21 protein-coding genes and 1 pseudogene are annotated in these 22,974 nt (G+C 65.1%); 16 read left to right on the top strand and 6 right to left on the bottom strand.

What is annotated here, in order from left to right; genetic code table 11:
• Positions 1–46: 46 nt before the first annotated feature.
• The 8 genes from glyA to J1M81_RS18665 are packed head-to-tail and all read left to right on the top strand — an operon-like array spanning position 47 to position 9,043.
• Positions 47–1,327, top strand: a complete 1,281-nt coding sequence (gene glyA, locus J1M81_RS18700; RefSeq protein WP_206498608.1) for a serine hydroxymethyltransferase — start codon at positions 47–49, stop codon at positions 1,325–1,327.
• Entirely contained in the window at positions 1,324–2,562 is a 1,239-nt protein-coding gene (locus J1M81_RS18695) for a sarcosine oxidase subunit beta family protein (RefSeq protein ID WP_032367894.1), read from the top strand. The genes glyA and J1M81_RS18695 overlap by 4 nt, the downstream gene beginning before the upstream one ends.
• A 51-nt stretch (positions 2,563–2,613) precedes the next feature.
• Positions 2,614–2,892 (top strand): sarcosine oxidase subunit delta, encoded by a 279-nt coding sequence (locus tag J1M81_RS18690; protein WP_206498568.1) that lies wholly within the window; start codon positions 2,614–2,616, stop codon positions 2,890–2,892.
• A complete protein-coding gene (locus J1M81_RS18685) occupies positions 2,889–5,732 on the top strand; it encodes a 2Fe-2S iron-sulfur cluster-binding protein (RefSeq protein WP_206498567.1) in 2,844 nt (947 codons plus the stop codon). The genes J1M81_RS18690 and J1M81_RS18685 overlap by 4 nt, the downstream gene beginning before the upstream one ends.
• Positions 5,725–6,300: a sarcosine oxidase subunit gamma gene (locus J1M81_RS18680; RefSeq protein WP_032408349.1), complete on the top strand. Its 576-nt coding sequence runs from the start codon at positions 5,725–5,727 to the stop codon at positions 6,298–6,300. Before J1M81_RS18685 ends, J1M81_RS18680 begins: the two co-directional genes overlap by 8 nt.
• 30 nt (positions 6,301–6,330) lie before the next feature.
• Positions 6,331–7,257 carry a dihydropteroate synthase gene (gene folP, locus J1M81_RS18675; RefSeq protein WP_283348109.1) on the top strand — a complete coding sequence of 309 codons (927 nt, stop codon included), beginning with the start codon at positions 6,331–6,333 and terminating at the stop codon, positions 7,255–7,257.
• The gene (locus tag J1M81_RS18670; RefSeq protein ID WP_241258255.1) at positions 7,254–7,664 is read left to right on the top strand and encodes a glycine cleavage system protein H; all 411 of its coding nucleotides are present in this window, start codon (positions 7,254–7,256) and stop codon (positions 7,662–7,664) included. The genes folP and J1M81_RS18670 overlap by 4 nt, the downstream gene beginning before the upstream one ends.
• Positions 7,661–9,043, top strand: coding sequence for an L-serine ammonia-lyase (locus J1M81_RS18665; RefSeq protein WP_206498566.1), 1,383 nt, complete (start codon positions 7,661–7,663; stop codon positions 9,041–9,043). The genes J1M81_RS18670 and J1M81_RS18665 overlap by 4 nt, the downstream gene beginning before the upstream one ends.
• A gap of 80 nt (positions 9,044–9,123) precedes the next feature.
• Here the strand turns inward: J1M81_RS18665 and purU are convergent, their stop codons facing one another.
• From purU to J1M81_RS18650, 3 genes are all read right to left on the bottom strand, one after another.
• The gene (gene purU / locus J1M81_RS18660; protein WP_206498565.1) at positions 9,124–9,972 is read right to left on the bottom strand and encodes a formyltetrahydrofolate deformylase; all 849 of its coding nucleotides are present in this window, start codon (positions 9,970–9,972) and stop codon (positions 9,124–9,126) included.
• Between the two features lie 25 nt (positions 9,973–9,997).
• A complete protein-coding gene (locus J1M81_RS18655; RefSeq protein WP_206498564.1) occupies positions 9,998–12,463 on the bottom strand; it encodes an FAD-dependent oxidoreductase in 2,466 nt (821 codons plus the stop codon).
• 176 nt (positions 12,464–12,639) lie between these two features.
• The gene (locus tag J1M81_RS18650) at positions 12,640–14,151 is read right to left on the bottom strand and encodes a BCCT family transporter (protein WP_052053699.1); all 1,512 of its coding nucleotides are present in this window, start codon (positions 14,149–14,151) and stop codon (positions 12,640–12,642) included.
• A 492-nt stretch (positions 14,152–14,643) separates the two neighbouring features.
• On the opposite strand from J1M81_RS18650, the gene J1M81_RS18645 reads away from it, so the two are divergent.
• The 6 genes from J1M81_RS18645 to J1M81_RS18620 all read left to right on the top strand — a co-directional run bounded on the left by J1M81_RS18645 (position 14,644) and on the right by J1M81_RS18620 (position 20,464).
• Positions 14,644–15,729 (top strand): S-(hydroxymethyl)mycothiol dehydrogenase, encoded by a 1,086-nt coding sequence (locus tag J1M81_RS18645; protein ID WP_206498562.1) that lies wholly within the window; start codon positions 14,644–14,646, stop codon positions 15,727–15,729.
• A gap of 369 nt (positions 15,730–16,098) precedes the next feature.
• Complete coding sequence (locus J1M81_RS18640; protein ID WP_027494739.1) at positions 16,099–16,461, top strand: bifunctional 3-phenylpropionate/cinnamic acid dioxygenase ferredoxin subunit; 363 nt, start codon at positions 16,099–16,101, stop codon at positions 16,459–16,461.
• A complete protein-coding gene (locus J1M81_RS18635) occupies positions 16,458–17,621 on the top strand; it encodes an NAD(P)/FAD-dependent oxidoreductase (RefSeq protein WP_206498561.1) in 1,164 nt (387 codons plus the stop codon). The genes J1M81_RS18640 and J1M81_RS18635 overlap by 4 nt, the downstream gene beginning before the upstream one ends.
• A 95-nt stretch (positions 17,622–17,716) precedes the next feature.
• Entirely contained in the window at positions 17,717–18,868 is a 1,152-nt protein-coding gene (locus J1M81_RS18630) for an aromatic ring-hydroxylating dioxygenase subunit alpha (protein ID WP_197077464.1), read from the top strand.
• A 30-nt stretch (positions 18,869–18,898) separates the two neighbouring features.
• The gene (locus tag J1M81_RS18625) at positions 18,899–19,591 is read left to right on the top strand and encodes a GntR family transcriptional regulator (protein ID WP_201010485.1); all 693 of its coding nucleotides are present in this window, start codon (positions 18,899–18,901) and stop codon (positions 19,589–19,591) included.
• Positions 19,592–19,660: 69 nt separating this feature from the next.
• Complete coding sequence (locus J1M81_RS18620) at positions 19,661–20,464, top strand: IclR family transcriptional regulator (protein WP_027494743.1); 804 nt, start codon at positions 19,661–19,663, stop codon at positions 20,462–20,464.
• On the opposite strand, the gene J1M81_RS18615 is transcribed toward J1M81_RS18620, so the two are convergent.
• Positions 20,434–21,309, bottom strand: a complete 876-nt coding sequence (locus J1M81_RS18615; protein WP_027494744.1) for a bifunctional methylenetetrahydrofolate dehydrogenase/methenyltetrahydrofolate cyclohydrolase — start codon at positions 21,307–21,309, stop codon at positions 20,434–20,436. The two genes, J1M81_RS18620 and J1M81_RS18615, sit on opposite strands and share 31 nt — an antisense overlap.
• A 113-nt stretch (positions 21,310–21,422) precedes the next feature.
• Here J1M81_RS18615 and J1M81_RS18610 point away from each other — a divergent pair, with 113 nt between their 5' ends.
• Positions 21,423–21,881, top strand: a complete 459-nt coding sequence (locus tag J1M81_RS18610) for a hypothetical protein (RefSeq protein ID WP_206498560.1) — start codon at positions 21,423–21,425, stop codon at positions 21,879–21,881.
• Positions 21,882–22,028: 147 nt separating this feature from the next.
• On the opposite strand, the pseudogene J1M81_RS27025 reads toward J1M81_RS18610, so the two are convergent.
• Both J1M81_RS27025 and J1M81_RS18600 read right to left on the bottom strand, forming a co-directional pair.
• A pseudogene (locus tag J1M81_RS27025) lies at positions 22,029–22,076 on the bottom strand (hypothetical protein); the annotation flags it as partial.
• Complete coding sequence (locus J1M81_RS18600) at positions 22,076–22,447, bottom strand: hypothetical protein (RefSeq protein WP_206498559.1); 372 nt, start codon at positions 22,445–22,447, stop codon at positions 22,076–22,078. The gene J1M81_RS18600 and the pseudogene J1M81_RS27025, both read right to left, overlap by 1 nt.
• Positions 22,448–22,546: 99 nt before the next feature.
• Between J1M81_RS18600 and J1M81_RS18595 the strand changes: the two genes are divergently transcribed.
• Positions 22,547–22,966: a nuclear transport factor 2 family protein gene (locus tag J1M81_RS18595; protein ID WP_206498558.1), complete on the top strand. Its 420-nt coding sequence runs from the start codon at positions 22,547–22,549 to the stop codon at positions 22,964–22,966.
• Positions 22,967–22,974 lie beyond the last annotated feature (8 nt).

Here is a 22,974-nt window from a genome sequence, read left to right as displayed (position 1 = left end):
GACGCAGGACTTCGCACCGACGGCGACGGCACCGCACCCGAGAGGCGTGACGAACCGAGTACTCGCCGATCTCGACCCCGAGGTGCACCGCGCGATCAGTGCCGAGCTCGGCCGCCAGCAGAACACCTTGGAAATGATCGCGAGTGAGAACTTCGCACCATTGGCCGTCATGCAAGCGCAGGGTTCGGTACTGACGAACAAGTACGCCGAGGGCTACCCCGGCCGGCGCTACTACGGCGGATGCGAGAACGTCGACGTCATCGAGCAACTCGCGATCGACCGGCTCAACGCCTTGTTCGGATCGTCGTTCGCCAACGTGCAGCCGCACTCCGGTGCGCAGGCCAATGCCGCTGCCATGGCGGCACTGCTACAGCCGGGCGATTCGATTCTTGGTCTCGCACTCGCCCACGGCGGACACCTCACGCACGGCATGAAGCTGAACTTCTCCGGCAAGCTGTACGACGTCTCGGCCTACCACGTCCGCGAAGACGACCATCTCGTCGACATGGCAGAGGTGGAGCGCCTCGCCCACGAGCACCGTCCCAAGCTGATCATGGCCGGTTGGTCCGCCTACCCGCGCCACCTCGACTTCGCCGAATTCCGCCGCATCGCAGACGAAGTCGGTGCCTACCTGATGGTGGACATGGCGCACTTCGCCGGCCTGGTCGCCGCCGGACTGCACCCGTCACCGGTACCGCACGCACACGTGGTCACCTCGACGACGCACAAGACGCTCGGCGGACCGCGCGGCGGCGTCATCATCACCAACGACGCCGCGCTGGCGAAGAAGTTCAACTCCTCGGTCTTTCCCGGTCAGCAGGGCGGGCCCCTCGAACACGTCATCGCCGGCAAGGCCGTCGCCTTCAAACTTGCTGCAGAAGAGGACTTTCGGGAACGGCAGCAACGCACCCTCGAAGGCGCGAAGATCCTGGCCGATCGACTGTTGACCGACGACGCAGCAGCCGCAGGCATCGACGTGGTCTCGGGCGGCACCGACGTCCACCTCGTTCTCGCGGACCTGCGCAAGTCCGAACTGGACGGCAAGCAGGCCGAGGACAGACTCCATCACGTCGGAATCACCGTGAACCGCAACGCAGTTCCGTTCGATCCACGGCCACCCATGGTGAGCTCCGGAGTCCGCATCGGCACCCCGGCCCTCGCGACCCGCGGCCTGGACGCCACGGCCTTCGCCGAGGTCTCCGACGTCATCGCCCACGCGTTGCGTCCCGACACCGACGACCGCGGACTCGATGCACTGCGAATCCGGGTCGAAGCCGTCGCCGCGCAGTTCCCCCTCTACTCCGACCTGACGGAAGGCTACCGATGACCGCCCCCGCAACCCCTCCGGGCGCACATCTGCCCGACCACCCGGACTTCCTGTGGCGCAACCCCGAGCCGAAGAAGTCGTACGACGTCGTGATCATCGGCGGCGGCGGACACGGCCTGGCCACCGCGCACTACCTCGCCAAGAACCACGGCATCACCAATGTGGCTGTGCTGGAGAAGGGGTGGCTCGCCGGAGGAAACATGGCGCGCAACACCACCCTCATCCGGTCCAACTACCTGTGGGACGAGAGCGCGCGCATCTACGAGCACTCGCTGAAACTGTGGGAAGGGCTCGCCGACGACCTCGACTACCCCATCCTGTTCAGCCAGCGCGGCGTCCTCAACCTCGCGCACAGCCTGCAGGACGTGCGCGACAGCGTGCGACGCGTCGAGGCCAACCGACTCAACGGCATCGACGCTCAGTGGGTCGACCCCGACGAGGTCAAGAAGCTGTGCCCGATCGTCAACATCTCCAGCGACATTCGCTACCCGGTGCTCGGTGCGACGTACCAGCCACGCGCCGGCATCGCCAAGCACGACTACGTCGCCTGGGGATTTGCCCGACGCGCCGACGCGGCCGGTATCGACATCATCCAGAACTGTGAGGTCACCGGCTTCACCACCGACGGCAACCGCGTCACCGGGGTGAAGACCACGCGTGGCGACATCGCCACCGGCCAGGTCGCGCTCTGCGCAGCCGGGCACACCTCGACGCTGACGGACATGCTCGGCATCAAGACTCCGCTGCAGAGCCATCCGCTGCAGGCCCTCGTCTCGGAGTTGCTCGAGCCCGTGCATCCCACGGTCGTCATGTCGAATGCCGTGCACGTGTACGTCTCTCAGGCCCACAAGGGCGAACTGGTGATGGGTGCAGGCGTCGACTCCTACAACGGCTACGGCCAGCGCGGTGCGTTCCACATCATCGAACGGCAGATGGCGGCTGCGGTGGAGTTGTTCCCCGTCTTCGCTCGCGCGCACCTGCTGCGCACCTGGGCCGGCATCGTGGACGTCTGCCCCGATGCCTCCCCCATCGTCGGACGCACGCCGTTCGACAACGTGTTCCTCAATTGCGGTTGGGGTACAGGCGGATTCAAGGCCACCCCCGGTGCCGGTTGGTGCCTGGCCGACACCATCGCCAACGACGAGGTGCACGAGTACATCGCACCGTTCAGTCTGGACCGATTCGTCACCGGCGCGCTGGTGGACGAGCACGGTGCCGCAGGCGTGGCGCACTAGTTTCTCCGCCCCGACACACGCAGCACCCGAACGAGAAATCATGGAGTGGCAATGCAATTGATCGAATGCCCGTGGTGCGGGAGTCGAGAAGAGACCGAGTTCCACTACGGCGGCCAGGCGCACATCGCCTACCCCGAGGATCCCTCGGCTCTGACCGACGAACAGTGGGCGCACTTCGTGTTCTTCCGCGACAACCCCAAGGGGCTCTTCGCGGAACGGTGGAGCCACAGCGAGGGCTGCCGGCGTTGGTTCAACGCCGTGCGGGACACCGCCACCTATCGAATCCACAGTGTCTATCGCCTCGACGACCCGAAGCCGGTGAACCCATGACCGCATTCCGCACCGCATCCGGCGGCCGCATCGACCGCACGAGCACCTTCGACTTCACGTTCGGCGGCTCGGCCCTGCAGGGCCACCCGGGCGACACGCTGGCATCTGCGTTGCTCGCCAACGGTATTCATCAAGTGACCACCAGCATCAAGCTCGGCAGGCCCCGTGGATTCACCGCTGCATGGGCCGAGGACACCGGCGGACTCGTACAGATCGAGGAGCCGTTCCCCGAGCCGATGCTGCTCGCCACGACGATCGAGCTGTACGACGGCCTGGTCGCTCGGGGCATCCCCGGACAGGGCCGTCTCGCCGAGATCTCCGACTCCGCCAAGTACGACGCCATGCACGCCCACGCCGACCTGTTGGTCGTCGGTGCCGGTCCGGCTGGTCTGACGGCCGCTCTGGCCGCCGCCCGCAGTGGCGCTCGCGTGGTCGTCGTCGACGATCAGAGCGAGTTCGGCGGCTCCCTGCTCGGCTCCGACGACGTCATCGACGGACGGCCGGCCCTGGACTGGGTTGCCGACGCGGTGGCCGAGTTGTCGACCTTCCCCGACGTGACGTTGCTGCGCCGCACCACCGCGTTCGGTTCCTACGACGACGGCTTCGTGCTCGCCCTCGAGCGCCGCACCGATCACCTGGGCTTGGAAGCTCCTGCAGCGCTGAGCCGTCAGCGAGTCTGGCGTATTCGCTCGCGTCACATCCTGGTGGCCACCGGCGCCCACGAGCGTCCCGTCGTCTTCACCGACAACGACCGACCCGGAATCATGTTGGCGCACAGTGCACGTACGTTCCTACATCGCTACGGCGTGACGGTAGGAACCGAGGCCGTGGTGTTCACCACCAACGACAGCGCGTACAAGGCAGCCGTCGATCTGCACGACGCCGGGGTCCGCATCGCGCGCATCGTCGATGCCCGCTCCGAGGCACCGGAACACTGGCTCGGCCTGTGCCGCGAGCGCGGTATCGAGGTGCGCACCGGCAGCGTCGTATCCGGCACACGCGGCGACACCCGCGTCACTCATGCATTGGTGACCGGTGCCGACGGTGCCACCGACACCGTGGCGTGCGACGTACTGCTCGTCAGCGGCGGTTGGAACCCCGCCGTCCACCTGTTCAGCCAGGCCCGCGGAAAGCTGCGCTACGACGGCGAACTCGGTGCGTTCGTCCCGGCGGACGACGTCGAGGGCATCAGCGTAGCCGGATCGGCCTCGGGAGTGTTCGATCTGGCAGGATGCCTCCGCGACGGCAACTCGGCCGCGGCAGGTGTGCTGACCCGTCTCGGCTTCGACATCACCGAAACACCGCCTCCAGCACCCGAATCCGTGCCGATCACCGAGTCACTGGTGCTGTGGCGGGTGCGCGACGACTTCGGAGCCGACAGCCAGTTCGTCGACGTGCAGCGAGACGCGACGGTGGCCGATCTGGTCCGCGCCGTCGGTGCAGGCATGTCGTCGATGGAACACATCAAGCGCTACACCACGATCGGCACCGCGCACGATCAGGGCAAGACCTCCGCTGTGGTGTCCTCGGGCATCGTGGCGGAACTGCTCGACAAGCCGGTGGAGAACCTGGGCACCACCACCTTCCGACCGCCGTACACCCCGGTGGCGTTCGCGGCGTTGGCCGGCCGCAACCGCGGCATGGCCTTCGACCCGGAACGGGTTACTGCAGTGCATGATTGGCACGTCGCCCGCGGCGCGGTCTTCGAGGACGTCGGACAGTGGAAGCGGCCCCGCTACTACCCGCTAGCCGGCGAGGAGATGCACGACGCCGTGCTCCGCGAGTGCGCGGCCGTGCGTGCGAGCGTCGGCATGCTCGACGGTTCGACACTGGGCAAGATCGACGTACAGGGCCCCGACGCCGGTGTGGTGCTGGACATGTTCTACACGAACATGATGAGCAACTTGAAGGTCGGCATGGTTCGCTACGGCGTGATGTGCGGTGCCGACGGCATGGTGATCGACGACGGCACCGTGATGCGGTTGGCGGACGACCGATTCCAGGTGTTCACCACCACGGGCGGCGCAGCAGGAATGCTCGACTGGATGGAGGAGTGGCTGCAGACCGAATGGCCGCACCTCGCGGTTCGGCTGACGTCGGTGACCGAGCAGTGGGCCACGTTCCCCGTCGTCGGACCGCGCTCCCGCGACCTCGTCGGCGAGATCTTCCCCGAGCTCGACGTCTCCAACGAGGCGTTCCCGTTCATGGCCTGGCGTGACGCCTCGGTCGACGGTGTGCCGGTACGCGTGGCGCGCATCAGCTTCTCCGGTGAACTGGCCTTCGAAGTGAACATCGATTCTTGGCACGCCCACGCACTGTGGTCGCGGCTGATCGATGCGGGCGAGAAGTACGGCATCACCCCCTACGGCACCGAGACCATGCACGTGCTGCGGGCCGAGAAGGGCTACCCGATCGTCGGCCAGGACACCGACGGGACCGTCACCCCACAGGACCTCGGTATGAGCTGGGCGGTATCGAAGAAGAAGCTCGACTTCATCGGAAAGCGCTCGTTCGACCGTGCCGAGAACCGGAACCCGTTGCGCAAGCAGTTCGTCGGGCTCCTGCCCGTCGATCGGGAGACCGTCCTCCCCGAGGGCTCGCAGATCATCGAGCACTCCGAGAGCGGCGTCCTCCCCGAGCTTCCGGTTCCGATGCTCGGCCACGTCACGTCGAGTTACGCCAGCGCAGAATTGGGCAGGCCGTTCGGGCTGGCCCTGCTCGAGGCCGGGCGTGACCGACTCGGCGACATCCTGCACGTCCCGGTGGGCGACACCCTCGTCGCCGTGGAAGTCACCGGCTCCGTACTCGTCGACCCGGAAGGTAACCGCCGTGATGGCTGACCGACTCGCCGCCAGAAGCCCACTCGCAGAAACAGTTCTGCCGGACTCGTCTGCTGTCCGCATCGTGGAGGAGCCGTTCCTGGCCGGGATCGACCTGTGGGTCGACCCGAGCGGGCCGGGCGGTGCCGCTGCCTCGACCGAGCTCGGCACGGAGCTGCCCGGCCCCGGACGCGTTGCCGAGGGCGCGAACACCACCGCGATCTGGCTCGGCCCGGAGGAGTGGCTGATCATCGGGGCGGGCCTCGATCCGGTCGAACTCGAACACCGTCTCGGCTCGGCCGTTCGTGAGCATCGCGGTGCGGCAACCGATGTGTCCGCACAGCGAACCAGTCTGCGGCTGAGCGGTTCCAGGGCCCGCGACGTGTTGGCGAAGGGGTGCTCGATCGATCTGCACCCTCGCGTCTTCCCGGCCGGGTCGACGGTACAGACCATGCTGGCGATGGCAGGCATGATCCTCATTGCCTGTGACGACACCGGAACGGACTATCGTATCCTCGTGCGCTCGTCGTTCGCACGCTATCTCGCAGCCTGGCTGACCGACGCGGCCGAGGAATACACCGACGTCTGATCGTCCCGTTGGACTAGCGCGAGAGAACAGGTGACCACAGTGCTCACGACCGTCTCCACGGCAACCCGGTCAGCCGATGCCCGCGACCGACTGCTGACCCGGTTGACGACCTCACATCCCGTCGTCTGCGGGATCGTCAACGTCACCCCGGATTCGTTCTCCGACGGTGGCATGTTCCTGGACTCGGATCGTGCTGTGGCGCATGCGCTGTCGATGGTCGACGAGGGTGCCGAACTGCTCGACATCGGCGGTGAGTCGACCCGGCCGGGGGCAACCCCACCCACCGTCGACGAGGAGATCGAACGAGTCGTACCGGTGATCGACGCCCTGTCCAGACTTACCTCGACACCGCTGTCGGTCGACACCTCACGGCCAGAGGTGATGCGAGAGGCTGTACGCGCCGGGGCGAGCGTCATCAATGACGTTCGTGCTCTTCGTCTTCCGGGCGCACTCGCCGCAGCTGCCGAACTGGACGTTGCGGTATGCCTGACGCACATGCTGGGCGAGCCGTCGACGATGCAGCATTCCCCTCGCTACGGCGACGTCACCGCAGAGGTGTGCGAGTTCCTCGACGACCGGGCTGCCGAATGCATCCGAGCCGGAATCCCGGCGTACCGCATCCTGGTCGATCCCGGATTCGGGTTCGGGAAAACTCTCGAGCACAATCTGCAACTGCTGCAGGGCCTTCGGGCGCTCACCGCGGCCGGGCGACCGATCATGGCGGGTCTGTCGCGGAAGGGCATGATCGGTGCCGTCACCGGCCGAGAGGTCGACGGCCGACTCGCCGGATCACTCGCCGCCGCGATCTTCGCGGCCCAGAACGGGGCGTCACTCCTGCGGGTTCACGACGTCGCCGCCACCATCGACGCACTGGCCGTGATGCGGGCAGTGCGGTCGCTCGACGTACTGCCCTCACACCCAGGTCAATCCACGACGAATGCCGAGGCCACCTCATGACCGCATCCCTCTCCTCCGCCCGTCGGCTCTTCAGCGCCGAGCACGGTTGGATGGCCGTCGACCCGTTCGGTTCACCGGCCCAGACTCCGAGCCGTGTGGGGGTGACGCCGGCAGCGTTGGCCGACGCGGCCAACTTTATCGGCGTCGATCTTCCGTCGGTACGTACCGTGCTCGCCGCCGGTGATGCGTGCGGCACTATCCACACCTCCGCCGGCTCGGTCACGGTGTACGCCCCGGCGAGCGGCATGGTCACGATCGTCAACCCCGCTGTGCGCGAGGACCCGTCGCTCGTCGCTGCCGATCCGCTCGGTGCCGGCTGGCTGTTCGCGGTCCTGACTCCCGCGGCCTCGTCGTTCGACGACCTGACCATGCGCGAGCCGACCGGCGCAGTGCGGACGACCTCATGACCATCAGTGTGTTCGACCTCTTCTCCGTCGGAGTCGGCCCCTCGAGTTCGCACACCGTCGGACCGATGCGCGCGGCCGCCCGATTCGTCGACGATCTGCGGACCATGTCTGCGTTCGACGACGTTCGAGAGCTGGCGGTCGATCTGTACGGCTCGTTGGCCGCGACCGGAGCCGGCCACGGCACCATGACCGCCGTACTGCTGGGGTTGGAAGGCCATGCGGCCGAGAGCATCACGACCGAGGTCATGGAAGAACGGCAGGCATCGATGGCGGCCACCGGCCGAATCGTCTTCGGTGGTCACCGCGAGATCGACCTGGCTGTCGACGACATCGTGCTGCGTCCGTTGACGGTACTGCCGTTCCACCCGAACGGGATGAAACTGACTGCGCGCAGAGCGGATTCGACCGAGCTGCACAGCGAGGTGTACTTCTCCGTCGGTGGCGGCTTCGTGGTGACCGAGGCCGAAAGCGTCGAGGCCGTCGCACCCCTCGCCTCCGCGAACGGATTCGCGTCGGCCAAGGAACTACTTCAGCTCTGTGAACATCGGCACTGCAGCATCAGTGACGTCATGACCGAGGTCGAACTCGAACGCCGCACGCACGAGGAAATTCGGGACGCGTTGCTGCACATCCGTGACGTCATGGTCGAGTGCGAGGTTCGCGGCATCTCCCGCGACGGCTACCTTCCCGGCGCGCTGGGAGTGCGGCGTCGAGCACGGGACTGGTTCCTGCGGCTCGATGCCGAGGATCCGAACCGTTCGAGCGAATTCGCCGAGGATTGGGTCAATCTCGTCGCCCTCGCCGTCAACGAGGAGAACGCCTCCGGCGGACGAATCGTCACAGCACCCACCAACGGTGCAGCCGGCATCATCCCGGCCGTGCTGCACTACGCGACCCGCTACACCGCCGCAGGGGTCGCCGATCCCGACGGCAGCACGGTGCGTTTTCTGCTCACCGCCGGCGCGATCGGATCGCTCTACAAGGAGATGGCGTCGATCTCCGGTGCCGAAGTGGGCTGCCAGGGCGAGGTGGGTTCGGCAGCATCGATGGCGGCCGCCGGTCTGGCCGAGGTACTGGGCGGCACACCCGAACAAGTGGAGAACGCGGCCGAGATCGCGATGGAACACAGCCTCGGTCTCACGTGCGACCCCATCGGCGGGCTGGTGCAGATTCCGTGCATCGAACGCAACGCCATCTCGGCGGGTAAGGCCATCAATGCGGCTCGGATGGCATTGCGCGGCAACGGCACCCACCGCGTCAGCCTGGACCAGGTGATCGAGACGATGCGCTCCACCGGGGCCGACATGCATTCGAAGTACAAGGAGACCTCCAGCGGCGGCCTCGCGATCAACGTGCCGGTGAACTTCGTGGAGTGCTAGAGGCCGAGAACTTTCTCCACCGCCACACAACGACGAGGGGCCCGTACCGATTCGGTACGGGCCCCTCGTCCTGTGTCGGTTCAGCTGAAGATAACCGTCCGGTGTCCGTGCAGCAGGACGCGATTCTCGCAATGCCAGCGCACCGCCCGCGAGAGTGCGAGGGCCTCGGCGTCCTGACCGACGGTGGCCAGACGAGAAGGGTCGTGAGTGTGGTCGATACGAATGACCTGCTGCTCGATGATCGGGCCCTCGTCCAGGTCGGGGGTGACGTAGTGCGCCGTCGCCCCGACCTGCTTGACGCCCCGGTCGAATGCCTGGTGGTAGGGCTTCGCGCCCTTGAAGCCGGGCAGGAACGAGTGATGGATGTTGATCGCCTTGCCGTGCAGCGCTCGACACGTCTCGTCGGAAAGCACCTGCATGTAGCGGGCCAGCACCACCAGGTCGACCTCGTACTCGGCGACGAGGTCCAGCAGGCGTTGCTCGGCCTCGGCCTTGGTACCCGGGGTGACGGGAACGTGGACGAACGGCAGCCCGGCAGCCTCGGCTATCGGCCGCAGCACCTCGTGATTGCTCACCACGGCCACCAGTTCGCCGCCGAGATTCTGTGAGCGCCAACGGAAGATGAGGTCGTTGAGGCAATGCCCCATCTTGGACACCATGACGAGCACACGCGGCTGGCTGCAGCCGTTGAAGGTATACGTCATCGCGAATCGATCGGCCACCTCGCGGAAGCTGTCCGTCAGCTTCTCGATGTCGGTGGCACCGCTGGCCACGAACGACGTGCGAAGGAAGAACGAGCCGTCCGTGGAGTCGTCGAACTGTTGGTGTTCGGCGATGTCGCAGTCGTTGTCGAAGAGGAACGCACTGACGGCCCGGACGATGCCCGGCCGCTGGCCGCAGCTGAGCGTGAGGGTGAAGTTCTCGGTCATCGAATCTCCTGGTACTGGTGGGTCGTCAGCTGCGGATCTTGGCCATCTCGGGGTCGACGAGGGGCTCGGCCACGACGGTGGCGGACACGAGCCGATCGAAGTATCGAATCTGTACTGCTGCACCTGGTTCTGCGCTACCGGCAGGAACCCAGGCGTAGGCGATCGGCGCACCGACGGTGTGACCGAACGAGGCGCTGGTGACGTAGCCGGCGGGTTCACCGTCCACCAGGACGGGCTCGTGGCCGAGTACCACCGACGTGCCGTCGTCGATCTTCAAGCAGACCAACTTCTTCGAGACGGTGTCGTCGGACATCTCGAGTACGGCGTCGCGGCCGCGGAATTCGCCCTTCTGTGGGCGTACCGCGAAGCCGAGGCCTGCCTCGTAGGGGTTGTGCTCGGTGGTCATGTCCGAACCCCACGACCGGTAGCCCTTCTCCATGCGCAGGCTGTTGAACGCAGCGCGCCCGCCGGCGATGATCCCGAACTCGGAACCGGCCTGCCACAACATGTCCCACAGTCGCTGGCCGTAATCGGCGGTGGTGTACAGCTCCCACCCGAGCTCGCCCACGTATGACAACCGCATCGCGGTGACGGGCACTCCCCCGATACGAACCTGCTTGCAGCGGAAGTACTTGAAGTTCTCGTTCGAGAAGTCGTCCTGGGTCAGCTTTTCGACGACCTCGCGGGCGTGCGGACCCCACAGACCGATGCAGCACGTGGATCCGGTGATGTCGTCGACGGTGACGCTGCCGTCGCTCGGTGCTTCGCGGCGAAGGTAGTCGAAGTCGAGGTTGCCGTTGGCTCCGACCTGGAACTCGTCGGCGGACAACCTCGCCACGGTGAGATCGCTTCGGACGCCGCCCTTCTCGTCGAGAGCCAGCGTGTACGTGACGGCCCCGATGGACTTGTCCATCTTGCCGGACGTCAAACCCTCCAAGAGTGCCAGCGCACCGGGTCCACGTACGCGTAGCCGCTTGAGCGGGGTCATGTCGTACATGGCGACGGAGGTACGGGTCTTCCAGGCCTCGGCTGCGGCGATGGGCGAATGGAACATCGAGGCCCACTCGTCGCGCTTGGGTGGCTGCCACTCGGCCGGAAGCTGTTGCACCAGATCGGCATTGGCCTCGTACCAGTGCGGGCGTTCCCACCCGCCGCCTTCGAGGAACACGGCACCGAGTTGATGCTGCCGCGCGTTGAAAGGGCTGACCCGAACGTCACGCGGGGACAACCGCGGCTGCGAAGGATGCAGCACGTCGTAGATCTCGACGAAGTTCTGCTGCGAGGTTTCGCTGACGTATGCCGGATCGAGCTGGAAGTCCTCGAAGCGGTTGACGTCGCATCCGTGCAGTTCCACCTCGGAGCGTCCGTCGACCAACAACTGTGCGATGGCTCGGCCGACTCCGGCCGAGTGCGTGACCCACACGGCCTCGGCGATCCAGAAGCCCTTGACGTCCGGAGACTCACCGAGCAGCGGTCCGCCGTCCGGGGTGAACGAGAAGACTCCGTTGAAGCCGTGGTCGATCTTGGCGGTTTCGAGGCACGGCAACAGCAACTTGGACTGCTCCCACGACGGGGCGAAGTCCTCCTGCGTGAAGTCGAGCATGGACGGCATCGCCTCGTCGGACACACCGTCTCCGCCGGGCAGGGTCTTGGTGTCGACGGGCATCGGGCGGTGCGCGTAGGTTCCGATGCCGAGGCGGTCGACGTGCTCGCGGAAGTACAGGTCCTGATCCTGGTGACGCAGGATGGGCATGCCCGCCTCGGCCGCTTCGGTGTTGCGTCCCACCAGTTCCGGGATCTGATCGGTCTTGGCGTACTGGTGCGCCAGCGGCAGCAGCGGCACCTTCATGCCGACCAGTTCGCCCACATCGGGGCCCCAGAAGCCGGCGCAGGACACCACGATGTCGGCCTCGATGACGCCGTTGTCGGTTGCCACACCGGTGACTCGGCCACCCGTCTGCTCGATACCGATGACCTTCGTGGAACCGCGGAAGACGGCTCCACGCGATTCTGCGCGACGGGTCAGTGCCACCACTGCGCGCGACGCCTTGGCTAGACCGTCGGTCTCGACGTACAGACCGCCGAGAACACGCGAACGGTCGATCAGCGGATGTAGTTTCGCGCATTCGGACGGATCGATGACCGACCCTTCGATTCCCCAGGACGTGGCCCAACCCTGCTTGCGATGCAGGTCGGCCAGTCGCTCCTCGGTGGTCGCCACTTCGAGACCGCCGAGCTGGTTGAAGCACCACTGCCCATCCACCTCGAGGCCCATGAACTTCTCCACCGTGTATCGGGCGAGTTCGGTCATGGTCTTGGATGCATTCGTCTGGAACACCAGACCCGGTGCGTGCGAGGTCGATCCACCCGTGAGAGGGAGCGGCCCCTGATCCAGCACGGTGATGCGATCCCAACCGCGTGCGGTGAGCTCGTCGGCCACGTTCGTGCCGACGATGCCGGCGCCGATGATGACAACTCTCGGTGAACCCATGGTGGTCCTTCCGTATCGGGGTGGAGAGATGGAGCTCGGCCGAAGCAACCGACGGCCTGCACGACAACTAACCAGAGATTGATATATCAAGAGTATGGGCAGGGATGGATGTGGTCAACCCCCGAAATACCGATGGTGCGGGACGCATAGTCTCGCGTCCCGCACCATCGTTCACTTCACTTGCCGGCCTTGACTTTCGGCGGGGCCTTGGGGTTCTTGACGATGAATGGATCGTTCGTGACGTCCTTGTACAGCGAGACACACGTACCGATCATCACCAGTACGAACGGTGCCGCCACGATGATGGTCATCGTCTGCAACCCGTTGAGGGCGTCCGATCCTCCCGTCCACAGCATCAGGATCGCGATGCCGCCGGTGACCACACCCCAGAAGGCGACGACCCCACGCGACGGATCCAGGGTTCCGCGTTGCGACAGGGTGCCCATCACGATCGAGGCAGCGTCGGCACCACTGACGAAGAAGATGCCCACCAATACCATCACCAACACCGACGAGATGCCGGCCAACGGGAAGTGGTCGAGAACCGCGAACAGCTGCGACTCCGGCTTACCGAGGGCCACCAGATCCTCGGTTCCCTTCTGCTGCTCGCCGATTGCCGCTCCACCGAAAATCGAGAACCAGACCAAGCTCACCGACGTCGGGATGAGAATGACGCCGATGACGAACTGGCGGATGGTGCGGCCGCGACTGATGCGAGCGAGGAACATACCGACGAAGGGGGTCCACGAGATCCACCAGGCCCAGTAGAAGATCGTCCAGGACGAGAGCCAGGACTCGGTCTCAGGGCCACCGGATGCCGCCGAGCGCGCCGACATGCCGGCGATGTGTGCGGCGTAGTCGCCGAGAGTGGTGGGCAGCAGATTCAGGATCAGGACCGTGGGGCCCGCGACGAACACGAAGATCGCAAGCACGAGAGCCAGCACCATGTTGATGTTCGACAGCCACTGAATTCCCTTGGACACCCCGGACACTGCCGAGGCCACGAACGCAAGTGTCAGGATGGCGACGACAGCCACGAGCAGAAGCGTCCCCGCTTGGTTGACCCAGCCGAGAACCTCGATACCGGAACCGATCTGGAGTGCGCCGAGGCCGAGGGATGCCGCGGTGCCGAACATCGTGGCGAAGATCGCCAGAATGTCGATGACCTTGCCGATGGGGCCTTCGGCGCGCCGACCGATCAGCGGAATGAACGAGGAGCTGATGAGCTGCTTGCGGCCCATCCGGTAGGTGCCGTAGGCGATGGACAATCCGACCACCGCGTACATCGACCAGGGGTGCAGTCCCCAGTGGAAGATGGCCGTCGAGAGTGCGGTTCCCACAGTGGAATCGGTGATTCCGGGCGGCGGGGTGACGAAGTGAGTGAGGGGCTCGGCCACTCCCCAGAAGATCAAGCCGATTCCCATGCCGGCGCTGAACATCATCGCGATCCAGCTGACGGTGTTGAATTCGGGCTTCTCACCGTCTTTGCCGAGCGGAATCTTTCCGTAGCGACTGAGCGCGAGCCACAGCGCGAAGATCACGAACCCGGTGGCCGAGAAGATGAACAGCCAGCCGACGTTGGTCACGACCCAGTCGAGTACGGACGCGTTGACGGACTTCATGTTCTCGGTGCCGAGGATGCCCCACGCCAGAATCGCGATGACGATGGCGGCGGTGATACCGAACACCACCTTGTCGGTGCGCGGCTTGCCCTCCTCTCCGTGGTGGTAGACCTCGAGGGGGCCGTAATGATGAGGGGCATGTTTCTCGGATGAATCGTCCCGAGTTTTGTCGCCCCGGGGTTTGCTGTTCGTTGTCACATCGTTCTCCCTCCGGCTCTCGCCGAATAGGTGTGTCGCCCGTGCACGCAGCGTGGATGGTCGGGTAGGTGCGCGACGCGTTGCTCTCTGCGCAACTTCGATTTGTATGAACCCGAACAAGACTGAGCCGACCCAGGGTCTATGTCAAGAGATGGCAATCCACTTCATCGCGTTCGCCACGGTTGATCGAAACTGACAGTGCCTCTGAACAGCGACTGAGCATGTGGAAATGCGAAAAGTTGCCCGAATTCGATACTCGCATTTAACAATCGATACTGTCCGGTAACTGATATATTAACTCGATTCCACTACCGCCGGCGGCCTAGAGCGCCGCTCCTTCACTATCTCAGGAGTATCACCATGCCGCAGCAGGTCCGCGCCGTCGTTGCCAAGAGCAAGGGCGAGCCCGTCTCGATCGAGACGATCACCATTCCCGATCCCGGCCCGAACGATGTCGTCGTGAAGATCGCGGCGTGCGGGGTGTGTCATACCGATCTGCATTACCGCGAGGGCGGTATCAACGACGAGTTCCCGTTCCTGCTCGGCCACGAAGCCGCAGGCACCGTCGAAGCGATCGGCGACGCTGTCACTCATGTCGAGGTCGGTGATTTCGTGGTGTTGAACTGGCGTGCGGTGTGCGGGGAATGCCGAGCCTGCAAGAAGGGCACCCCCTGGTACTGCTTCGACACCCACAATGCGTCGCAGAAGATGACTCTCGGCGACGGCACCGAACTGTCTCCTGCGTTGGGGATCGGGGCGTTCGCCGACAAGACTCTCGTCCACGAAGGCCAGTGCACCAAAGTCGACCCGGACTCCGATCCGGCGGTGGTCGGGTTGCTCGGGTGCGGGGTGATGGCCGGGCTCGGTGCGGCGATGAACACCGGCCACGTCTCTCGCGGGGATTCGGTGGCGGTGATCGGGTGCGGCGGTGTCGGGGATGCTGCGATCGCCGGTGCCCGCCTGGCGGGGGCGTCGACGATCATCGCCGTCGACCGCGACAAGAAAAAACTCGATTGGGCTCTCGATCTCGGGGCCACGCACACTGTCGATGCCTCGCAGGTCGATGCGGTCGAGGCCATCCAGGAGTTGACCGGTGGGTTCGGGGCGGATGTGGTCATCGATGCCGTCGGTCGCCCGGAGACGTGGAAGCAGGCGTTCTACGCCCGCGATCTCGCCGGGACCGTCGTCCTCGTCGGGGTGCCGACCCCGGAGATGACCGTCGAGATGCCGTTGATCGATTTCTTTTCCCGGGGTGGGTCGTTGAAGTCGTCGTGGTACGGCGATTGCCTGCCGGAGCGTGATTTTCCGATGTTGGTCGATCTGTACGAGCAGGGTCGGTTGCCGCTCGAGAAGTTCGTGACCGAACGGATCGGTCTCGGTGATATCGAGGCGGCGTTCGACAAGATGCATCAGGGCACCGTGCTGCGTTCGGTGGTGGTCCTGTGAGCGGGCAGTTCCGAGTCCAGGAGGTCGTCAGGCTCGGCACCTCGAGCCCGTACGCTGCGGCTCGACATCGCTGATATATCAAAGTGGCGGTTTTACCCGTCGGTAGCGTTTCGCTTCCTGATGCCCTCGACGTATTCCGACGTCGGGGGCATCATCGAGTCGAGCGGACACGGCACCGGCTCCGCATGTCATTGTACGGGCTAACCACCTGCTCAGCTGGCACGAAGCGTGATTTGTCCGATTCCGGTTACGTCGTGTTTCGCGTGTATGAAAAGTGCCGTCACCTATTGACACACTCTTGTGGCGATGTTCACACTGTTGTTGCGGGAAGTAAGACGTGTTCCGCATAGCGATACAGAAAGGATCCGAATGCTCAAGGTGTGTTCCTTGGCCGATCTCCCCGGCGGCGAAGCTCTGCGCGTCGACACCACCCCTCCCGTGGCGGTGTTCCACACCGAGGACGGTGAGCTGTTCGCGATCGATGACACCTGTACGCATCAGGACGCGTCGCTCGCCGACGGCTGGCTCGAGGGGTGCGCGGTCGAATGCCCGCTCCACGCATCCACCTTCGACCTGCGCACCGGAGCTGTCGACGCTCCGCCCGCCAAATTGCCGGTCCGTACGCATACCGTCGTCGTCGAGGACGGCGTCGTCTACGTCGAGCTGAGCACCGCGGCCCCCAATCTTCCGCCCGACGTTCGCAGCCGGTTGGCCGCCGAGGGACATTCATGAAGAGCGTCACCATCGTCGGAGCCTCCCTGGCAGGCCTGTGCTCTGCGCGTGCACTGCGGGCGGCCGGATTCGACGGCTCGGTCACCATCGTCGGTGCCGAACACCACCGCCCCTACGACCGCCCTCCCCTGTCCAAGGAGTACCTCGCCGGCGACGTGGACATGAGCACTCTCGCCCTCGAACCCGACGACGAAGACCTCGATGCCACCTGGATTCTGGGCCGGACAGCCACCGCCCTCGATCCGTCGCGTCGCACGGTCACGCTCGACGACGGTGCCGAACTGACCTCCGACGGCGTCGTCCTCGCCACCGGCTCACGCGCGCGATCGCTTCCCGGTACCGATCACCTCGCCGGTGTGCACGTATTGCGTACGATCGACGACGCCGACCGGCTGCGTGCAGATCTCGCGCCCGGTGCACGTCTCGTCGTCATCGGTGCCGGCTTCATCGGAGCCGAAGTAGCCTCCACCGCAAGAAAACTCGGTCTGGACGTCACCGTCGTCGAAGCCGCCCCGTCACCGCTCGCCGGGCCACTCGGTGCACGACTGGGTAGCGCGGTGGGAAATCTGCACCGCGACAACGGCACCACGCTGATCTGCGGAACAGCCGTCGACGGCCTGACCGGCACCGACCGAGTGACGGGCGTTCGTCTCGCGGACGGCCGACTCCTCGATGCCGACGTTGTGGTCGTCGGCATCGGCGGCATTCCGAACATCGACTGGCTCGGCACCAGCGGCCTCGCACTGGGCAACGGAATCCTGTGCGACGGCGGCGGCGCGACTGCCGTACCCGGAGTGGTCGCAGTCGGCGACTGCGCCGCATGGCTGGATTCGACCGGTGTCCACCGACGCGTCGAGCATTGGGCCGGGGCCTCCGAACGACCCACTGTCGCGGTGGCCACCCTGCTCTCGGGTAGTTACGGCGGCCAACACGTCAAACCTCCGTACTTCTGGTCCGACCAGTACGGGTCGCGTATTCAGTTCGCCGGCACCGCCGGACCGGACAGTGAATGCACCATCGAAGAGGGGTCGCCCGAACTCGGGAGCTTCCTCGCCGTGTATCGATCCGACGGACTCCCGGTCGGCGTACTCGGTGTCAACCAAGTTCGGTTGTTCACCCGCTGGCGCCGACAGCTCTCGGCTCCCGCTCGCGCGGTCTGAAACCACCCGGACCGCTGTTCCACCCGTCGTATTCCATTACCCCAGTTGACGTCTCGTCACCGATCCACAAGATCGGCCACGTACGGAGGACCGAAGTGACCACCATTCCCGACACCACGCCGCCCGCAACCTCCCTTCCCCTGCCCGAAAGTCTGATCTCCACCCTTCCCGGCCGCTACTACACCGATCCGGCCATCTTCGAACTCGAGCAGGAGAAGATCTTCGAGGAGCTGTGGATCTGCGCGGTCCGTGCCGCTGACCTGGACAAGCCCGGCGCTTTCCGCACCGTGCAGATCGGCCGCGAAAGCGTCATCGTGACGCGCACCAGAACAGGGGCCATCAAGGCCTACCTGAACGTGTGCGCGCACCGCGGTGCGCGAATCTGCATGGAGGACAAGGGCGAAGTCAAGCGATCGTTCCAGTGTCCGTACCACGCGTGGACCTACGACCTCGACGGAAAGCTCATCGCAGCACCGAATCTCACCAAGATGCCCGACATCGACCGGGTTCGTTACGGCCTGTCACCGGTGTCGGTCGAGGAATGGCTCGGGTACGTCTGGGTCAATCTCAGCGACAATCCGGCCTCCTTCGACACCACTGTCGTGCAGGATATCCGCGATCGGCTCGGCGACGTGGAGTCGATCGATCGCTACAAGATCGAAGACCTGGGCCTCGGCCGACGCGTGAGCTACGACGTCAAGGCCAACTGGAAACTCATCATCGAGAACTTCATGGAGTGCTACCACTGCGCCACCATCCACCCCGAGCTGACCGAGGTACTTCCCGAATTCGCCGACGGTTACGCCGCCCAGTACTACGTGGGCCACGGAGCCGAATTCGGGGAATCCGTCAAGGGATTCACGCTCGACGGTTCCGAGGGACACGACTCCATTCCCGGAATCGCACCCGAACAGGACCGACGCTACTACGCCATCACCGTCCGGCCACAGGTGTTCGTCAACCTCGTCCCGGATCACGTGATCATCCATCGGATGTATCCACTTGCCGCCGATCGCACTCTGGTGGAATGCGATTGGCTGTACCTGCCCGGCGTCGTCGCATCGGGACGGGATCTGCAGAAATCGGTGGAGTTGTTCCACCGCGTCAATCTGCAGGACTTCGAGGCGTGCGAACGCTGCCAGCCCGCCATGAGCTCACGGAAGTACCGCGACGGCGGAGTGCTGGTGGGCAGCGAACACCACATCGGCATCTTCCACGATTGGCTGAAGAACCGCATCGAGGCCTGACCGCACTCGGTGCCGATAGGATCGGTAACCATGAGTGTCGAGGTCGCATCGCCGGGCGCCCCCGGATCGTCGGGGGTGCCGGGCGAACCCGGAGCGACGATGGCCGACGTCGCCTACTCGGCTATCCGCGACAAACTGATCATGCTGACCATCAAGCCGGGTGAGGCCGTCGTCGAATCGGCGTTGTCCGCCGAGCTGGGGGTGGGACGCACGCCGGTACGGGAAGCTCTCAAACGGCTCGAGTACGAGCGCCTCGTCATCTCGCACGCCCGCCGCGGCACTTTCGCCACGGCCATCGACGTCGCCGATCTGGGTGACATCTCCGAAATCCGCCAGCGGCTCGAGCCTCTTGCCGCCGCCAAGGCCGCCACCGCGGCCACCGCAACCCAACGCCAAGTTCTGCTGGGCATGGCCGACCGCACCGAGAAGTTCGAGGCGACGCCGCCGAGCCAACACGACCTGATCAACTGGGATGCCGAAGTGCATCGCACCGTCTACCGGCTGGCGGCGAACCCGGTTCTCGAAGACGCATTGATTCGCTACAACAATCTCGCGACGCGAATCTTCTGGTTGTTCATGGATCGTCTGCCTCCGCTGGCCGACCACGTGGGAACGCACACCGAGCTGCTGCGCGCCATCGCGGCCGGGGATGCCGAGAAGGCCGCGACCATCGCCCGAGCACACGTGACCGAGTTCGACGACGCGGTGCGCGCCGTCATCTAGATCGCCGGCTCGGGCCACGCTCCGAGGGGCAACACCACGGCCAAGTGCCTGTTACGTATAGTCGCGGGGGTGGCCAGCGACGATTCGACACGTGCCCCCGAGGGTGGCGTCCAGTCCGTCGACCGCGCATTTCGGGTGCTCGAGGTCGTGGCACGGCTCGGAGAGGCCGGCGTGAGCGCCATCGCCACCGAGATCGGTGTGCACAAATCCACGGTGTCGAGGCTGCTGGCGTCGCTCGAAGAACACGACATGGTGATGCAGACGCACAATCGCGGCAAGTACCGGCTCAGCCTCGGAGTCCTCCGGCTCGCGGCGGCCGTGCCCGAGCGTCTGGAGATCACCGAATACGGCCACGCGGTCTGCGAACGCCTCGCCGGCAAGCTCGGCGAAACGGTCAATATCGCTGTGCTGCGGTCCAATACCGCGGTCCACCTGGATCAGGCCCGCGGGCCGAGTTCGGTGGGAACCCACAACTGGATCGGGGAGCAGACACCGCTGCACGCCACCGCGAGCGGCAAGGTGTTGCTGGCTGCCCTCGACTCCGATACGCGTCAGGACGTCGTGGACGGACTCGACCTCCACCGGTACACCGAGCACACACTCACCACCAAAGCCGGTCTCACTGCCGAACTCGATGCCGCGGTATCCCTCGGATATGCCGTCGTCGTCGAAGAGTTCGAGACCGGACTCAACGCCATCGCAGCCCCGATTCTCGACTACACCGGCAAGACGACCGCCGCGCTGAGCATCTCGGGACCGGTCTACCGCTTCGACGAGACCAGAATGCGGGCCATCGTCCCCGACGTGCTGGCCGCCGCCGCCGAGATCAGCGAAAAAATGGGCTACCGGGAGTCCTTCATCCCCTCGGCCTGAGCGGCCTCCGCACACTCCACCACGTTCGTCAGCAGCATCGCCCTGGTCATCGGCCCGACCCCGCCGGTCGCTCCGCTGAGCCGCCCCGCAATGTGCTCGACGCCGGGGTGCACGTCGCCGAGAATGCCCTCGACGGTACGGGTGATTCCCACCGACAACACCGTGGCTCCGGCACTGATCCAGTCCGGTTGCACCAGATGCGCTACACCCGCTGCCGCGATGACCACGTCGGCGGCCCGAGTGTGCGCGGCGGTGTCCACCGTCGCCTCGTGACACATCGTCACGGTGGCGTGTTCGCTGCGACGCGTCAGCATCAAGCCGAGCGGACGACCCACCGTGATTCCACATCCGATGATGCAGAAGCGAGCACCGGTGATCGGAACATCGTGGTGCCGAAGCAGTTCCAATATCCCGCGTGGGGTGCAGGGCAGCGGCCCGTCCATGCCGAGTACGAGCCGACCCAAATTGGTCGGATGCAGCCCGTCGGCATCCTTGCGAGGATCGATCAGCTCGATCACCCGATGGGTGTCGATGTGCGAGGGCAGCGGCAACTGAACGATGAACCCGGTGCACTCGGGATCCTCGTTGAGAGCGTGCACGGCATCTTCGATCTCCTGCTGACTCGCGGTTGCAGGCAACCGGACCTGAATCGAATGCAGTCCCACCTCAGCGCAGTCGCGATGCTTCGCCGCGACATAGGAACGGCTACCCGGATCGTCGCCCACCAGAATCGTGCCCAGACCGGGCCGAATCCCCTGCTGGGCGAGCCGTTCGACGCGGTATCGCAGATCGTCCTTGACGATCGCGCTGACCGCGGTTCCGTCGATCTTGAGCGCTGTGGTCATACTTTCGATTCCTCGGTTCGGCGGTCCGCTGCGGTTCTGATATATCACCTGTCGGTCAGGGTACGGTGAGTCGCAGCGACCGGTCAAGAGCCGCTGTATGGGAGGGTCGAGACATGGAGCCCCTGCAGCCGATGCGGCCGGTCGACGTGCAACGGGTCGAGCGCGAGGCTGCACCTCGATGGAAGGTGTGGGGTGCCTATATCGGCGGCCCGGCGCTGTACCTGGCGTCGATGTGGATCGACGGAGGTCACGAGTGGGCCGTCGTCGCCGGAGTCTGCCTTTTTGTCGTCGGAGCCGCACTCTCCGTCGCGGCGGCGCGACGGGTGTCGCGAGAGAACGCCGGTCGACGCATCCCGTGGATGGGACTCCCGCCGGTCCGGCCGCGCAAGGTCGACTTACTGGAGACTGTCGGCGCGTCGATGGCGCTGTCCGGTGCCCTGTTGGCGGCGAACAACCTGTCGATTCCGTGGCCGATTTCATTGCCGATCATCGCCTGCGTCTTGATCGGGGCACCCCTGGCGGCACAGGCATGGCACAACTACCGCGTTCGCAAGAGCACGCCCAACCCCTGACCATTCGGGTCATGTGCGAAGTTCGACTTACAGGCCGTGTTCGGAGGACGTATGGATCGGGTAGCGGTTGTCGTACTGCGTCGGGTCGAGGTGAGCGTCCGGGTACGCACGCAGGAACGCGGCGACGAAAACGGCGATCATCGACAACGCGAACGACTTCCCCGGGCAAGACCTCGGGCCCTTGCCGAATCGCATCACCTTGTTAAATCGACTACTGCCCCATGCGCGTTCAGTAGCCTCGCAGTATCGAATGTTGGCCCGCTCAGGGCATGAACGGCATTAATGTTCGGCATTCTCAGCGTGTTTCGATGAAGCCGCACCACCCGTTCGCCGACCTTCAGATCGATACCCTCCGTGACCAGGCCGTTAAAGACCGAACCTGACGTGTCGACCCGCAGCGCCTCCATCACCCACGCCCGCACCACCGCCGATGCGCTCGCGAGTGCCGGGGCAACCTCACTCACCTGGGTCTTCGAAGTCGAATTCGTTGGAGCCCGTATATGTTTTAAGGTCGCGAGCACGGCGGTACGGGTGGTATCCACGGCGGCCACGAACGAGGTCGCCACCGCGTGAGGGCACCCCTGACTCGACGGCCGAACGGACCGAAACGTAACGTCGCACCTATACGCACCATCCGTGCGAATAGCGCACCGAAGGAGCCGTCGATGCCCGATCCCGACTCGACAACCGTTGCCGATGTTCAACTCCTGTACGGCAGGCAGAGCCACGCAATCGATTCCGGACGTGCGACGGAATGGGCGGAGACATTCACCGCAGACGGCGTCTTCGATTCGCCCAGTTACCCCGAGCCCCAGGTCGGCGGCGACCAGCTGACCGCCTTCGCCCAACGCTTCTTCGACAGCGCGGCCGAGGCGAACGAGAGGCGTCGGCACGTCATCACGAACATTGCCGTCGATCTCGTGAGCGTCGACGAACTGACAGTCGACTGCTACCTCCAGATCATGGCAACACCGCGTGGCGGCGAGACCCGGCTCCTCCGATTCACGTCGGTCCGGGATCGTGTTGTAAGAGTGGACGATCGGTGGCGCATCCAACACAGGACTGTGTCTCGCGACGACGCCTGACACGACTC

The organism is Rhodococcus sp. KRD175, from assembly GCF_017168275.1.
GTDB classification, from domain to species: domain Bacteria; phylum Actinomycetota; class Actinomycetes; order Mycobacteriales; family Mycobacteriaceae; genus Rhodococcoides; species Rhodococcoides fascians.
This window is presented reverse-complemented; position numbering and strand designations above follow the sequence as displayed.